Source organism: Actinokineospora xionganensis, assembly GCF_014323725.1.
Classification (GTDB): domain Bacteria; phylum Actinomycetota; class Actinomycetes; order Mycobacteriales; family Pseudonocardiaceae; genus Actinokineospora; species Actinokineospora xionganensis.
This window is the reverse complement of record NZ_JABVED010000006.1, coordinates 93,959-107,759: the sequence shown is the minus strand read 5'-3', so window position 1 is coordinate 107,759 and position 13,801 is coordinate 93,959. Positions and strand designations below refer to the sequence as shown.

Sequence of the window (13,801 nt, the reverse complement as noted above, 5' to 3'; positions counted from 1 at the left end):
CCCCGACGTCGACCGCGCACCAGCCACGTGATGTCACGCCTCTCTGTTGACCCTCGACAGCAAGTTAGGTAAGTCTTACCTCAGTCATCGTGAGAGCCTAGGTGATCAAGTTTCGTTAGGCTAGCCTAACTTCTGATAGCAGGATCACGTCCAAAGAGGGGTCGAACACTGATGCGCCTGGGGCAACTTGTCGTCGATGTGACGCCTGCCAGGGTCAGCCGGGATTTCCGACTCCTTCTCATCTGCCGGACCGTCGTGCTGCTCGGCGCGGGGTTCATCGCGGTGGCCGCGCCGGTGCAGGTCTACCGGCTCACCGAGTCGTCGCTCCAGGTCGGACTGATCAGCCTGACCCTCGGCATGACCATGTTGCTCGGGTTCATCGCGGGCGGCGTGCTCGCCGACCGGATGGACCGGCGCAAGCTCATCCTGATCAGCAGCGTGACCGTGGTGCTGGCGTTCACCGCGTTCGCGGTCAACGCGGCGGTGCCGTCCGCCCATGAGCTGCTTTTCATCTATCTCATCGTGATCGTCGGCGCGGGCGTCGAGGGAATCGGGCAGACGGCGCTGGCGGCGGTCACTCCCGCGCTTGTCGCCCCCGAGCACCTCGCCGCGGGCAGCGGGCTTATCGTGGTGACCTCGCAGCTCGGCCTCATCGCGGGGCCCGCGCTCGGCGGCGTCATCATCGCGGGCGCCGGGCTGCCCGGCGCCTACGCGGCCGCGGCGGCCGCCGTCCTGATCAGCACGGTCCTGCTCGCCACACTGCCCGCGCTTCCGCCGGGCGCGGCCGACGCCACCGATGACACCGAAGTCGAGGCGGAACGGGAAGGCTGGTTCGTCTCGATCGCCGAGGGGTTCCGCTTCGTCCGGCACGACAAGCTCATCCGCGCCGTGTTGATCATCGACCTGTGCGCCACCGGTTTCGGCGTCCCGCAGACGCTGTTCCCCCAACTGGTCGCCGAGGTGTTCCACGGCGGCCCCGAGATGATCGGCCTGCTGGCCGCCGCGCCCGCGGTGGGCGCGCTGCTGGCCTCGGTGAGTTCGGGATGGACCAGTCGGGTGCGCCGCAGCGGACGGGCGCTGATCATCTCGGTGCTGCTGATGGGTGCGGCGTACGTCGGGTTCGGCCTGAGTCCGCACCTGGTGCCCGCGATGATCTTCCTGGCGATCATCGGCGGCGTCGACTCGGTGTCGGAGATCCTGCGCCGCGCGCTCCTCATGCGTCACACTCCCGACCACCTCCAGGGCCGCGTCAACAGCCTCTGGCTGGCTCAGGCGAGTACCAGCTATTCGTTGGGCAGCACCACTTCCGGGTTCGCCGCGGGGCTGTTCGGACCGGCCGTGGCGATCGTCGGGGCGGGCGCGCTGTGCATCAGCGGGGTGGCCGCGCTGGCGTCCACCTCGCCGGAACTTCGCGACGCGACGCTGACCGTGGATGAAGACACAGTGGATCCGGCGGTGTCCGTCGCGGCTGTGAGCGGGAGCACCGAGAAGGACCCTGGCGCAGAAGTTAGCTTAGGCTAAGCTCACCTTCGATTTTCGCTGATGATTGATCCGCGATCGGAAGGACACCGATGAATTCCACCCGCCCCCGCCGAGCCGTCCGGCTCGCGGCCACCTTGCTGGCCGCCGCGCTCGTCGGCACGCTGACCGCCTGCGCCTCGGCCGACAGCAGCAAACCGGCCGAGCAGGCTTCCGACGCCGCGAGCGGTCCGTGGGAATTCACCGATGACCGCGGCACCAAGGTGTCGCTGCCTTCCAAGCCCAAGCGCATCGTGGCCCAGGTGCACGCCGCCGCGGCCCTGTGGGACTTCGGTGTCAAGCCGGTCGGCGTCTTCGGCCCGCAGCGCAAGCCCGACGGCACCCCGGACCCGCAGGTCGGCAGCGTCGACCTGAACACGGTCAAGTCCGTGGGCGCCGAGTTCGGCGAGTTCAACCTCGAGGAGTACACCAAGCTCCAGCCCGACCTGGTCGTCACGATCATGTACGGCCCGGCGCTCTGGTACGTCCCGCAGGAGGCGCAGCCCAAGATCGAGAAGCTGGCCCCGATCGTCGGCATCCGGCTCGACGGCAAGTCCGCCGCCGAGTCGATCAAGAAGTTCGGCGAGCTGGCCAAGTCGCTCGGCGCCGACCTCGACGCCCCCGCCGTCAAGGAAGCCAAGGCGGACTTCGACAAGGCCTCCGCGGACGTCACTGCGGCCGCGAAGGCGAACGCCGGCCTGAAGGTCGCCATGGTGATCGGCCAGCAGGAGGGCTACTGGGTCGCGGACCCGAAGTGGCACGGTGACGCCATCTACTTCAGGGAACTCGGCGTCGACGTCGTCGCTCCCGGCAAGCCCGACCCGGCCTTCGGGTTCGAGATGCTGAGTTGGGAACAGGCCGGGCTCTATCCGGCCGACCTCGTCCTCGAGGACGCGCGGACCCTGGGCATGACCCCGGCCGAGCTGTCGGCGAAGTTCCCCACCTGGAGCCAGATCGCCGCGGTCAAGGCGAACCAGGTCGGCAACTGGCGCGCGGAGACGGCGTCGAGCTACAAGGAATACGTCAAGGTGCTCAAGGAACTGGCCGAGAAGGTCAAGAGCTCGCGTTCCGACGTCGTTTAGCCCGCCTCCCCGGAATTCTTGGGGCTGGTCACCTGTCGTGTGACGGCGCGAATCGGTGGGTGATCGTGGTCCGTTGTCGTCGCGGTCCCCTCAGGTTCCTGTGGCGTGCGCAGCCGGTATTCAGAACCATCTAGTCGAATCGGGACTTGGACGATGACCAGTGATCTCGGACCGGACCTCACCGAGTGGCCCGCGGATTTCGCCGACAGCTACCGGCGGGACGGCTACTGGCGTGACCGCACGCTCGACGACCTGTTGCGGCAGTGGGCGGCGGACTACGCCGACCGCACCGCGGTGGTCGACGGCGACCGCCGCTGGACCTATGCCGAACTCGAGCGGAAGGTGGGCGGCCTGGCCGCCCGTCTGCACGGGCTCGGCATCGGCCGCGGCGACCGGGTCGTGGTGCAACTGCCGAACAAAGCGGAGTTCGTGGTGCTGTGCTTCGCGCTGTTCCGGCTCGGCGCGCAGCCGGTGCTGGCCCTGCCCGCGCACCGCGCAGGCGAGATCACCTATCTGTGCCAGACCAGTGACGCGGTCGCGTACGTGGTGGCCGACCGGCAAGCCGGATTCGACTACCGCGACCTCGCCCGTGAAGCCCTGCGCGCGGCGCCCGCGCTCAAACACGTCCTGGTTGTGGGAGACCCGGCCGAGTTCGAGCCGCTGGAAACCGGTGCCGGGCAGGTGGGGGACCTCCCCGGCACCGGGCCTGCTTCGGATATCGCGCTGTTCCTGCTTTCGGGCGGGACGACGGGACTGCCGAAGCTGATTCCCCGCACGCACAACGATTACGCGTACAACATCGAGGCCAGCGCCCGGGTGTGCGGCTTCGACGAGAACACCGTCTACCTGGCCGCGTTGCCGATCGCGCACAACTTCCCCTTCGGCTGTCCCGGCATGCTGGGCACGTTCCGCGTGGGCGGAACCGTTGTGCTGGCGCCGAGTCCGGCCCCGCCGGACACGTTCCCGCTCATCGAGCGCGAGCGGGTCACCGTCACCGCCCTGGTGCCGCCGCTGGCGCTGCTGTGGATGGATGCGGTGAAGTGGGCGGGCCGCGACCTGTCGAGCCTGCGGGTGCTCCAGGTGGGTGGTGCGAAGTTCAAGCCCGAGGCCGCCGCCCGCGTCCGGTCCACTTTGGACTGCCAGGTGCAGCAGGTGTTCGGCATGGCCGAGGGGCTGCTCTGCTACACGGCCCTCGACGACCCCGACGAGATCGTGGTGGGCACACAGGGCAGGCCGATGTCGCCCGCCGACGAGATCCGCGTCGTCGACCTCGACGGCAACGAGGTCGGCCCCGGCGAACTGGGCGAACTGCACACCCGCGGTCCCTACACCCTGCGCGGCTACTACCGGGCCGCCGCATACAACACCCATGCGTTCACCGCCGACGGCTTCTACCGCACCGGAGACCTGGTCCGGATCACCGAGACCGGCCACCTGATGGTCGAGGGACGCGTGAAGGACATCATCAACCGCGGCGGGGAGAAGATCTCCGCCGAGGAGGTGGAGAACCACCTCCTCGCCCACCCGGCTGTCCGCGACGCCGCTCTCGTCGGCATGCCTGACGACGTGCTCGGCGAACGGACTTGCGTCTACGTGCTGCCGCGCGGCGACGCGCCGACCCTGCCCGATCTGGTCGCCTTCCTGCGCTCGCGCGGCCTGGCCGACTACAAGCTGCCCGACCGGCTCGAAGTCGTCGACGCGTTCCCGGGAACCGGGGTCGGCAAGGTCAGCAAGAAGGACCTGATGGCCGACATCACGGCCAAGCTGGCGGACGGCCGATGACCGCCGGTATTCACCCCGAACCCTTGGGAGTCACGGTGTCAACCGAAGCCCTGCTGCTCGACGAGCAGTTCACCGGCCGCCTGTCGTACCACGAGATCGAGGTCGACGCGCCCGGAGACCCGCTGCTGGTGAGCACCCGGCTGGTCGAGTGCGGCATCTCCGACACACACGTCCTCTACGAGCGCCCCGGAGCCTGGGCGGTCGCCCTCGGCGCGCTTGCCGAGATCACCCTGACCCCGTCCGAGGCGGTCCTGGAACTGGTCGACGGCCCCCGCACTTCGTTGCGCTGGAAGGATTCCCCGGTCGACCGAGTGGCGGAGCTGTTGGAGCGGCTCGCGATCGACGGCTGGCGCGCCTACGGCTGGGCCGCCTTCGAACTGGCCTACGCCCACGCGGGTATGCCCGAGCTGATCCCGGACGGCGAGACCCTGCTGCACCTGGTCGTTCCGCACACCGAGGTCCGCATCGCCGAGGGGCGCGCGCGGATTCGCAGCACCAACCTCGACATCCTCGACAAGATCCGCGCGCTCCTCGTCACGCAGACGCCCGTGCGCGACTACGAGCCCAGCCCGGTCGCCGTGGAACACTCCAACGCCGACGCCTATCGCAAGTCGGTCGCCGCCGCGGTCGAGGACATCCGGGAACGCAGGCTGCAGAAGGTGATCCTGTCCCGCGTGGTGGATGTCGACCACCCGGTGGACCTGGTCGGCACCTACGTGGTCGGCAGGCAGCGCAACACGCCTGCCCGCTCGTTCCTGATCAGCATGGGCGGCCTGCGCGCCACCGGGTTCAGCCCGGAGATCGTCGCCGAGGTGGACGAGACCGGTTGGGTCACCACCCAGCCGTTGGCGGGCACCCGCGAGCTGTCCATATTGGACGCCGACAACACGGGCCTGCGTGCGGACCTGTTGAGCGACACCAAGGAGATCTTCGAACACGCCATCTCGGTCAAGGTGTCGTGGGAGGAACTCACGGAGCTGTGCGAACCGGGCAGCGTGGTGGTCGACGACTACATGGCGATCAAGGAGCGGGGAAGCGTGCAGCACTTGGCTTCCTCGGTGTCCGGGCAACTGGCGGCGGGTCGAAACCCCTGGCAGGCCTTCATCACCCTGTTCCCGGCGGTCACCGCGTCCGGCATCCCGAAGAAGGCCGCGTACCCCGTCATCCAGCGCCATGAGACCCACCCGCGCGGGCTGTACAGCGGAGCGGTGCTGACGATCGACCAGTCCGGCGCCCTGGACGCGGCTTTGGTTCTGCGCACTATCTTCCAGCGCGACGGGAAGACGTGGCTGCGCGCGGGCGCGGGCATCGTCGAACAGTCCCGCCCGGAACGGGAACTGGAGGAGACCTGCGAGAAACTCCGCAGCGTCGCCCTTCACGTGGTCCGCGGCTGAGGTGATCCCGGTCGGCTGACTTCCCGGCCACGATGGGGTGGACCTCGCCCGGGTCGGTGGATTCATCCTGCTTGCCGGCTATCGTCGGAAAACAGGACACCATCGGATTGGGGAGACACGATGCGAGTTCGCCTGTCGATCACCTTGACCATCAGTCTTGTCGTCGGCCTGCTGTCCTTCGCGGGCGGCGCGAGTGCCGAGCCCGCAGACCCGGACTGCGCCGTCCGGTCCGCGACCGTCGTGGCGGACAGCGGGTTCGACGACCGATACCACCGGCTTGCCCAACTGCCGCAATTGCAGCACATGTTCGACGAGCAGGGTGCCAACCACGTCCAGGTCGACGCGTTGTCGATCATGGCTGCCGGTCTGACCGACGAGGCCGTATACCTGATGGAGCAGAACGGCCCGGAGTTCCCGGGCGGTGCGCCGATCCCGACGTACGCACCGCCCTTGCCCGCGGAGCGCGGCCATGGCGCCGTGCCCAACTGGAACTGCGGGCGCTCGTTCGCCTCCTACGCCGTGTATTCGTGGTGGTCGACGGGCATCTGCCTGATGGTCGGTGTCGCCGCCACGCCTTTGGCCACCGGGGTGTGCGAGTTCATCTCCTGGGTCGGCGGGGCGTTCGTGCCGTGGAACAACGTCTGCCAGATGCGCGCCGAGTCGCCCTCAGGAAACCTTGCGATGCGCCTGATCATCGGACACCCCGAGCGCTGAAGCCCCGGTGGCGGTGAGATGCACCCGGCCACCCGGCCGGTCGACCTCGATCAACCCCGATCGGTTCAGCTCATACAGCGCCACCAGGTCGTGCCCAGGTGGGAACCGGCCCTGGTGGACGGTGGCGAATCCACCGGACAGGCCGATGTCCTCCCGCCATTCGACGTCGCGGTCGCGGACGGCGACGAGCATTCGGTGGTGGGTCGGTGTGACGTTCATGTGGGCTCCTGTCACCCACGACGTGGTCGCGGTGGTCGGCGGCGGTGCTGTGTGAGCTGGACCACACCACTGTGGTCCATTCGGGTGTCCCCGCGCGTCCGCATAACCACGGATGGGGGTACGTACTTCCGGGCCGATGGAAGAGTGGAACCGTGATCCTCGACGTCAAGCTCAGCCGCGGCCGAATCCTCACCATGAACCCCGACCAACCCGCCGCGAGCACCGTCGGGGTGTGGCGTGGGCGGATCGTCGGGCTCGACGACGACGTCGCGGGGCTGCCCGCCAAACGGACTGTCGACCTTGACGGCGCCACCGTCCTCCCCGGCTTCATCGACGCCCACACGCACCTGACCTGGGCCGGGCGGGCGCGGCGCACCATCGATGTCTCGTCGTGCCGCACCGCCGAGCAGGTGCTCCAAGCCCTGCGGGGCGCGGCGGGGGAGGGGTGGATCGAGGGGTCCGGGTACGACCGGCGGACGCTGGACCGGCCGGTGACGGCCGCCGACCTCGACACCGTGAGCGCTGATCGCAACATCTACGTGCAGGACGCCTCCGGTCACGCGTGCGTGGTCAACTCCGCGGTGCTCAAGCAGCTGTCTGGGATCATCAGCGACGGGTGGCTGACCGAGACCGACCAGTCCGCGGCCCGCGCGCTGCGGCTGCCGTACTCGCTCGACGAGATCTGCGAGGACCTGCACCACAGCGCCCGCCAAGTGCTCTCCGAGGGCGTCACGACCTGCGCTGAGGCCGGTGTCGGCGCGGGGCTCCTGGCGGGCAGCCCGGTGGAGGTGGCCGCCTACCAGCGGGCGGACCTGCCCATCCGCGTGCAGTTGATGGTGTCGGCCGATGTCCTGCGCCCGGTCGGCGCGCACGTCGACGACGGCATCACCCGCGCGATCGACCTGGGGCTGCGCAGCGGTTTCGGCGGCGACCGGCTGTCCATCGGCGCGCTCAAGGTGTGGACCGACGGCGGCATGATGGCGCGCACCGCCGCGCTGACCGAACCGTACGTGGGCACCGACAACACCGGTGTCCTCCTCGACGAGCGGGCCGCCATCCTCGACGGCCACGCGGCGGGCTGGCAGCTGGCCGTGCACGCCATCGGCGACCGCGCCGTCGACTTCGCGCTCGACACGATCGCCGAGGCCCAGGCACGCGTGCCGCGGCCGGACACCCGACACCGCATCGAGCACTGCGGGCTCGTCCGCCCCGACCAGCTGTCCCGGATCGCCGAACTGGGCCTGATCCCGGTGCTTCAGCCGACCTTCCTCTGGGCCTACGGCGACGACTACTCCGCCATCATGGGCCCGGACCGCGCGCCCTGGATGTACCGCGGTCAGTCCTTTCTCGACCACGGCATCACCATCGCGGGAAGCTCCGACCGTCCGGTCGCCGACGGCGCGCCGCTGCGCGCCATCGAGTTCATGGTCGAGCGCCAGTCCGTCGGCGGCGCGCGTATCGGGCCCGGCGAGGAGCTCACCGTCGACGACGCGCTTGCCGCGTACACGCTCGGCGGCGCGTACGCGTGCGGGCTGGAAGCGGAGCTGGGCAGCGTCTCACCGGGCAAGCTGGCCGACTTCACGGTGCTGGCCGACGACCCCCGCACCGCCCCGCGGATCTCCGGCGTGGAGGTTGTCGCGACGGTCGTCGGCGGTGAGTTCGCCTACGACCGGACGTCACCATGACCTCCCGAGGATGTTCCGGCGTTCACGCCGGGAAAAATCGGGACCTGAGGTCGCCAAGGCCTGGGCGTGCCCTGGCCGGTCGGGTTTCCCCGGTGTCTGGTCTTGTCGGTGGTGGTCGCTGGGTTGATCGGCATGCCCGGTTCGTGTGGAACCTCGCTGTGGAACAGCACGACCATTGGAAGCTGGGACGTAAGGCTGCGCCGGGGTACACCGAGCAGTGCCGTCAGTTGACCGAGGCGCGGGCGGCGAACCCGTGGTTGGCTGCCGGGTCGGTGTACGTGCAGCAGCAGGCGCTGCGAGATTTCGCCCAGGCGATGGCGAACTTCTTCAGGCGGACCCACCGGCGGCCGACTTGGCGCCGACGCGGGCGGGCCGAGGGTCTATCGGGACGCGCGCGAGAGCCAAGCCGCCTTTCGGTGCCGGTCCTGCGGTTACGCCTGCAACGCCGATGTGAACGCGGCATGCGACATCCGCAACGCGGCAGGGCATGCCGTGGCCGCACGGGGAGGCCCGCCGGTGGGCGAGCCGGTGAACCGTGAACCTCAACCCGACCTCCTTCTTGCGCGGTAGTCGCTGTTGGAATCCCCCTGCTATAGCCGGGGGAGGATGTCAAGCCTAGGACTGCCGAGTGCGGCGGGTGGGGTGTTGCCGCAGGTGGCGCCCTCGGCGAACTGCGGGGTGACCAGGTAGACGAACTCATAGAGCCGGTCCCGCGCCGGCCCGTCGAGGACGATCGACTCGCCGACGCGGATGCCGAAGCGCAGCAACAGGTCTTGGTGCACTGGGAACGCCGTGCCGTCGTTGTTCACCGGGTTGCCGAGCACCTCCAGCGCCCACGTGTCGCTGCCGATCAGCGCCGGGCGGAACTGGGCGAGGTAGCGCGCCTCGCGCAGGTAGATGCCGGGCAAGCCCTCCGCGGCGCTCCACCGGGTGATGTCGGCGGGATCGGGGGTGCGGTCGACACGGTGGAGCAGGTGGTTCCAGCCGGTGCGGAACAAGATCGCGTCGCCGGGCTCGAGCCGCCGGATGCCGCCGAACGCCATGGCGTTGTCGATGTCGGCGACCGTGATCCGGTAGTTCGAGGCGAGTACCGGTTGCCCGTTCGCGGCGGGCCTGCCGATCGCGGCCGAGTCCCCCTGGGCGAGTTTGAGGCCGAGGATGTCGAGCAGGACGCCGCGGGTGGCGATCGGCCCGATGTGCTCGGAGCCCAGTTTGGACGTGCCCCAGAGTTCGTCGATGTCGGGACCGCGGTGGCCGTTGTAGAAGTACTCGCCGTAGCCGATGTGGTTGAGCCCGTCGAGCTGAGTGCCGAGCTGGTAGGTCGTCGAGTACGGCTCGGTGTACCCCGGCGAGAGCACCGCCGCGAACCGCTCCTCGTGCAGGCTGAGCCGGTTGGCGCCCAAGGGTTCGCGGAACTGGACGATGCCGCCCGCCGCCTCGAACCCCGGTGAGGTGTAGCCGCCGATGGTCAGCCGCTGCTCGTAGACGCGCGGCGGCGTGGTGGTGAAACCCGGGAACCCGTTCCACATCAGCTCGCCGAGGTTGTACGTCCTGACCGAGCGTGACCCGCTCACCAGCCGTAGCGCGTCGGCGGTCTTGGCCGCGGTGACCTCGTTGAGGGTGCCGCGCTGGTCGGCGGGACCGTAGGGTCCGGGAAACCAGGCGGCGAGGTCGCTGTAGTCGAACGGAACGTCATCGAGAACGCCCGCGGCCTGGGCCTGGCCTGCGGCGGTGAGCCCGATGCTCGCCGCGACCGCGCCGACCGCGCCCGCTTTGCCTGCCAGGCCAAGGGCGGAGCGCCTGGTCAGGTAGTTCCTCAACAGTTCAGGATGCATTCCATCGCCTTCCGCCCGTGATCGTGACCGCTGTCGATGATGGACGCCGTCGCGGGTAAACAACCTTGGGTAGCGTCGTGACCACTCGAACGGATCAGTGAGATGACCGGATGGTGAGCCGTCGGCGGTCCGTTCGCACGGCAGGGTCGAAGCATGCGCATTCGATCTTCGCGACGCGTCCTCGCGCTCGCCATCGCCGGGCTGTTCGCCGGTGACGGCACGACCGTCGACCCGAAGGACATCCGGATCGATCCGCTGACCCGGGCATCCCGGAGATCCTGACCCACCCGCACCGCTACCTGGTGCTCGAACGCGGCTACGCCAACGGATTCGGCTACAACGTCAAATTGTTAGAAGTGGCTACTCAGCGGGCGACGGACGTCAAGGACCTGGAATCGTCTGCCGGGGCCGACATCACGCCCCTGCGAAAGCCTCTCGTGTTGGACTTCGACGACCTTGCGCTGTCCCAGCTCGACAACTTTCTGGCGGGGCGAGGCCACCCGCTTCGTCGCGCTCGCGGTCCGCTGACCGTGCGTGCCGGGGTTACTCGATTCGGCGAAAGGGTGTGGAGATCGGGAAACTTGAGCTGCTTTCCCTGTAGACAAACACGATTCTGGTCCAGAGGCGCCGATCAGATCGATCGCCGGAGGGCTGGATCGTGGTTGTCACCGTTGTCGCGGTACTCGTCGCGCTCGTCGCGGGGCTGCTGGCCAACCGGTTCGTCCGCGACCGCGTCGTCGGCCCGGACGCGGAGGGCACCACGGTCCGCGATCTGCTCAGTCCACTGGAGACGCTGGCGGTGCTGGTGCTCGCCTTCGTGCTGGTGGCCGCGTCCGAGTCGTTCGGTGAGGTGGAGGACGCGGCCGGGATGGAAGCGAAGATGGTCGACCACCGCTTCGAGGTCGCCGAGTACGCCCCCGCCGCCAACCGCGAGCGCATCCAGGCGGACGCCGTCTGCTATGCCAAAGCGGTGCGGTCGCTGCAGTGGCCCGCGATGGCGGACGGGAAGTCGTCGTCGAGGCCAGTGTGGACCGCCGACCTGCGGGCGGCCTTCAAGGAGATGGAAATCGAAAGCGCCCCGTTCGAGATGCTTGTCGAAGCGGACAAGGAGCGCTCAAGCGGCCGCCGGCAACGGCTCGCGGAGTCCACCCCGGCCATTCCGGATGTCGTTTACTGGTTCATGTCGGTCACCCTGATGGTGATGGCGGCCGCGTTCGCGTTCTCGTTGCCCCGGCGGCGAAACCGGGCCGAGATCGTCACCCTGACGGTGCTGACCGCCCTGCTCACGTTGTCCAGCTGCTCATCCGCGACGTCGACCGGCCGTTCGCCGGGCTGATCACGGTCAGCTCGGAATCGATGTCGCTCACCGCGGACGACATCACCGAGGACTTCGTGGCGGCCTACGGCGAGGGGCGGGTCCCCTGTGACGACCTGGGCCGGAAGGTGGCGGCGGGCTAGCCGCCCCACGTGTCGGAGGCCGCCCCAGTGTGCTGGACATGGCCGAAACTTCCGCGAACTCGACCGTAACCTCGTCGGTGTTACCGTCGTTCACATGTATAGAAAAGCCCTCGATCAGGGCTTTGTTCGCGTCTTGCAGAACAGGGGTTGATCGATAGGAGTCGGGGTGCGCCGCAACGGATCGCACGTCCTTATCACCGGCGCCGGTGGGTTCATCGGTGGTCATCTTGTCCGAGCTTTGCTGGATCAAGGAAAATCTGTTCGCGCGGTGGATGTGAAGCCCATTCATGAATGGGATCAATATCATTCCGAAGCGGAGAATTGGCGGCTGGACCTCTCGCTGCCCGCGGATTGCCACGTCGCGGTGGACGGGGTCGACACCGTCTACAACCTCGCTGCCGACATGGGCGGAATCGGCTTCATCGAGAACAACAAGGCCGAGTGCATGCTGTCGGTCCTCATCAGCACCCACATGCTCGTCGCGGCGCGTGACGCCGGTGTCGAGCGGTTCTTCTACTCGTCTTCCGCGTGCGTGTACGCGGCGGACAAACAGGGCAGGCCCGATGACCCTTTCCTGGTGGAGGAGGACGCCTACCCGGCCCTGCCGGAGGACGGCTACGGCTGGGAGAAGTTGTTCACCGAACGGATGGCTCGGCACTTCCGCGAGGACTACGGGCTGAGCACCAAAGTCGCCCGCTACCACAACGTGTATGGGCCGCACGGCACGTGGGACGGTGGTCGGGAGAAGGCGCCCGCGGCGATCTGCCGCAAGGTCGCCATGGCGAAGCTGACCGGCGACCATGAGATCGAGATCTGGGGCGACGGCGAGCAAACCCGCAGTTTCATGTACGTCGACGACTGCGTCGCAGGCACCTTGAAGATCACCGACGGCGACTTCGCGGACCCGCTCAACCTGGGTAGCTCCGAACTGGTGACGATCAACGAGATGGTCGACATCGTCGAGGGAGTCGCCGGTGTCCGGCTCCGCAGGCGGCACCTGCTCGACGCGCCGCAGGGCGTGCGCGGGCGGTGCAGCGACAACACCCTCATCCGCAAGGAGTTCGACTGGGAGCCCTCGATCGGCCTGCGGGAGGGGCTCGAGCGCACGTACTCGTGGATTGAGGACCAGGTCGCCGAACGGCTGCGTGGGTGTGCCTCGGTCGGGGACGTGCGCTGAACCGCCGACGCAAGGGCTGTGCCGCCGGCCCCGCGGGGGTCGGCGGCACAGCCCTTGGGCGCTCAGGCCGGCTTGTCGAACACGGTGATGACGTCGCCGCTGTTGGGCAGCGCATGCCGCCCATCGGATCCCCATGCGGTGAACTGGCGCACGACCCGCAGTCCTCGCTCGCGCACCAGGTCCGCGAACATCTGTGCGGTCATGGCCGAGCGCCAGCCCTCCATCGAGCCGCCGTCGCCCGGGTGGTGGATGACCGCGACCGCGCCGGGCCGCATCACCCGGGCGAGTTCGGCGATGTAGCCCTTCTGGTCGACCGGCGCGATGTGCAGGAAGACGTCGAACGACCACACGAAGTCGATCGCCCCGTCGGCCACCCCGGTGAGACTCCTGCCATCGGTGACCAGGTAAGACACGTTCGCGGCCGCGCCGAGCCGCTCCTGGCACAGTTCGATGGCGCGGGGGCTGATGTCCGCGACGACCAGCGACTCCACCCGGGGCTGCAGTTCCACGGTCCACCGGCCGCCACCGGGGCCGATCTCCAGAGCGGTGGGCTGGTCCGGCATGAGGGCGAGCATGACCTCGTCGACCATCGACCGCCGCCACTGCGGCGTCGGCGTCCACTCCTCGCCGGAGTGCGACCAGTCGTAGTTGGTCCACAGCAGCCGGTTGTATTCCCGCGTGTTCACCCCGGGCAGGTCCTTGGCGCGTTCCCGGGCCCGTGCCTTCCCGTCGAAGTAACGGCTGATCTTGGCCGACGCCCGGTTGAGGACGTGGAAGCCGAGCCAGATCGGGTCGTTGGCACGCAGCCGGTCGCGGAGAAGGTTCCACGTGCCCGACGGCAGCGCGTCGCGACCGCTGTCCGCGGAAACGGCCGCCCTGGCCAGTTCCGGGGTGGTCGGCTTGTCACCGGATTCGGTCATCACCATCAGCTCTCCCG

12 protein-coding genes and 1 pseudogene are annotated in these 13,801 nt (G+C 68.6%); 10 read left to right on the top strand and 3 right to left on the bottom strand.

Going from position 1 to position 13,801, the window contains the following annotated elements:
• Positions 1-171: 171 nt before the first annotated feature.
• The 5 genes from entS (at position 172) to GPZ80_RS12575 (ending at position 6,490) form a co-directional block, all read left to right on the top strand.
• Entirely contained in the window at positions 172-1,521 is a 1,350-nt protein-coding gene (gene entS, locus GPZ80_RS12595) for an enterobactin transporter EntS (protein ID WP_187220516.1), read from the top strand.
• A gap of 50 nt (positions 1,522-1,571) precedes the next feature.
• Entirely contained in the window at positions 1,572-2,600 is a 1,029-nt protein-coding gene (locus GPZ80_RS12590; RefSeq protein ID WP_187220515.1) for an ABC transporter substrate-binding protein, read from the top strand.
• A gap of 153 nt (positions 2,601-2,753) precedes the next feature.
• A complete protein-coding gene (locus GPZ80_RS12585) occupies positions 2,754-4,382 on the top strand; it encodes a (2,3-dihydroxybenzoyl)adenylate synthase (protein ID WP_187220514.1) in 1,629 nt (542 codons plus the stop codon).
• Between the two features lie 35 nt (positions 4,383-4,417).
• Complete coding sequence (locus GPZ80_RS12580) at positions 4,418-5,776, top strand: salicylate synthase (RefSeq protein WP_312880280.1); 1,359 nt, start codon at positions 4,418-4,420, stop codon at positions 5,774-5,776.
• Between the two features lie 120 nt (positions 5,777-5,896).
• Positions 5,897-6,490: a hypothetical protein gene (locus GPZ80_RS12575; RefSeq protein WP_187220512.1), complete on the top strand. Its 594-nt coding sequence runs from the start codon at positions 5,897-5,899 to the stop codon at positions 6,488-6,490.
• Here GPZ80_RS12575 and GPZ80_RS12570 read toward each other — a convergent pair.
• Positions 6,443-6,709: a hypothetical protein gene (locus GPZ80_RS12570; RefSeq protein ID WP_187220511.1), complete on the bottom strand. Its 267-nt coding sequence runs from the start codon at positions 6,707-6,709 to the stop codon at positions 6,443-6,445. The genes GPZ80_RS12575 and GPZ80_RS12570 overlap by 48 nt on opposite strands.
• A 152-nt stretch (positions 6,710-6,861) precedes the next feature.
• Between GPZ80_RS12570 and GPZ80_RS12565 the strand changes: the two genes are divergently transcribed.
• On the top strand, positions 6,862-8,394 hold the full coding sequence (locus tag GPZ80_RS12565) for an amidohydrolase (RefSeq protein ID WP_312880279.1): 1,533 nt from the start codon (positions 6,862-6,864) through the stop codon (positions 8,392-8,394).
• A gap of 590 nt (positions 8,395-8,984) precedes the next feature.
• On the opposite strand, the gene GPZ80_RS12560 is transcribed toward GPZ80_RS12565, so the two are convergent.
• Complete coding sequence (locus GPZ80_RS12560; RefSeq protein WP_246477039.1) at positions 8,985-10,214, bottom strand: cyclase family protein; 1,230 nt, start codon at positions 10,212-10,214, stop codon at positions 8,985-8,987.
• A gap of 168 nt (positions 10,215-10,382) precedes the next feature.
• Between GPZ80_RS12560 and GPZ80_RS33340 the strand changes: the two genes are divergently transcribed.
• From GPZ80_RS33340 to GPZ80_RS12545, 4 genes and pseudogenes are all read left to right on the top strand, one after another.
• A complete protein-coding gene (locus tag GPZ80_RS33340; protein ID WP_281401231.1) occupies positions 10,383-10,511 on the top strand; it encodes a hypothetical protein in 129 nt (42 codons plus the stop codon).
• A 20-nt stretch (positions 10,512-10,531) separates the two neighbouring features.
• Positions 10,532-10,651 (top strand): annotated as a pseudogene (locus GPZ80_RS34010) (esterase-like activity of phytase family protein); the annotation flags it as partial.
• Between the two features lie 236 nt (positions 10,652-10,887).
• On the top strand, positions 10,888-11,565 hold the full coding sequence (locus GPZ80_RS32675; protein ID WP_187220509.1) for a bestrophin-like domain: 678 nt from the start codon (positions 10,888-10,890) through the stop codon (positions 11,563-11,565).
• A 288-nt stretch (positions 11,566-11,853) separates the two neighbouring features.
• Positions 11,854-12,864: an NAD-dependent epimerase/dehydratase family protein gene (locus GPZ80_RS12545; RefSeq protein ID WP_187220508.1), complete on the top strand. Its 1,011-nt coding sequence runs from the start codon at positions 11,854-11,856 to the stop codon at positions 12,862-12,864.
• 62 nt (positions 12,865-12,926) lie between these two features.
• Here GPZ80_RS12545 and GPZ80_RS12540 read toward each other — a convergent pair whose 3' ends face one another.
• Positions 12,927-13,790, bottom strand: coding sequence for a class I SAM-dependent methyltransferase (locus GPZ80_RS12540; RefSeq protein WP_187220507.1), 864 nt, complete (start codon positions 13,788-13,790; stop codon positions 12,927-12,929).
• Positions 13,791-13,801 lie beyond the last annotated feature (11 nt).

What these genes read in the sequence shown, in the direction of transcription:
- GPZ80_RS12570 (WP_187220511.1), bottom strand. Translation starts at nt 6,709, where the DNA reads ATGAACGTCACACCGACCCACCACCGAATGCTCGTCGCCGTCCGCGAC.
- GPZ80_RS12590 (WP_187220515.1), top strand. Translation starts at nt 1,572, where the DNA reads ATGAATTCCACCCGCCCCCGCCGAGCCGTCCGGCTCGCGGCCACCTTG.
- GPZ80_RS12585 (WP_187220514.1), top strand. Translation starts at nt 2,754, where the DNA reads ATGACCAGTGATCTCGGACCGGACCTCACCGAGTGGCCCGCGGATTTC.
- GPZ80_RS12575 (WP_187220512.1), top strand. Translation starts at nt 5,897, where the DNA reads ATGCGAGTTCGCCTGTCGATCACCTTGACCATCAGTCTTGTCGTCGGC.
- GPZ80_RS33340 (WP_281401231.1), top strand. Translation starts at nt 10,383, where the DNA reads ATGCGCATTCGATCTTCGCGACGCGTCCTCGCGCTCGCCATCGCCGGG.
- entS (WP_187220516.1), top strand. Translation starts at nt 172, where the DNA reads ATGCGCCTGGGGCAACTTGTCGTCGATGTGACGCCTGCCAGGGTCAGC.
- GPZ80_RS12540 (WP_187220507.1), bottom strand. Translation starts at nt 13,790, where the DNA reads ATGGTGATGACCGAATCCGGTGACAAGCCGACCACCCCGGAACTGGCC.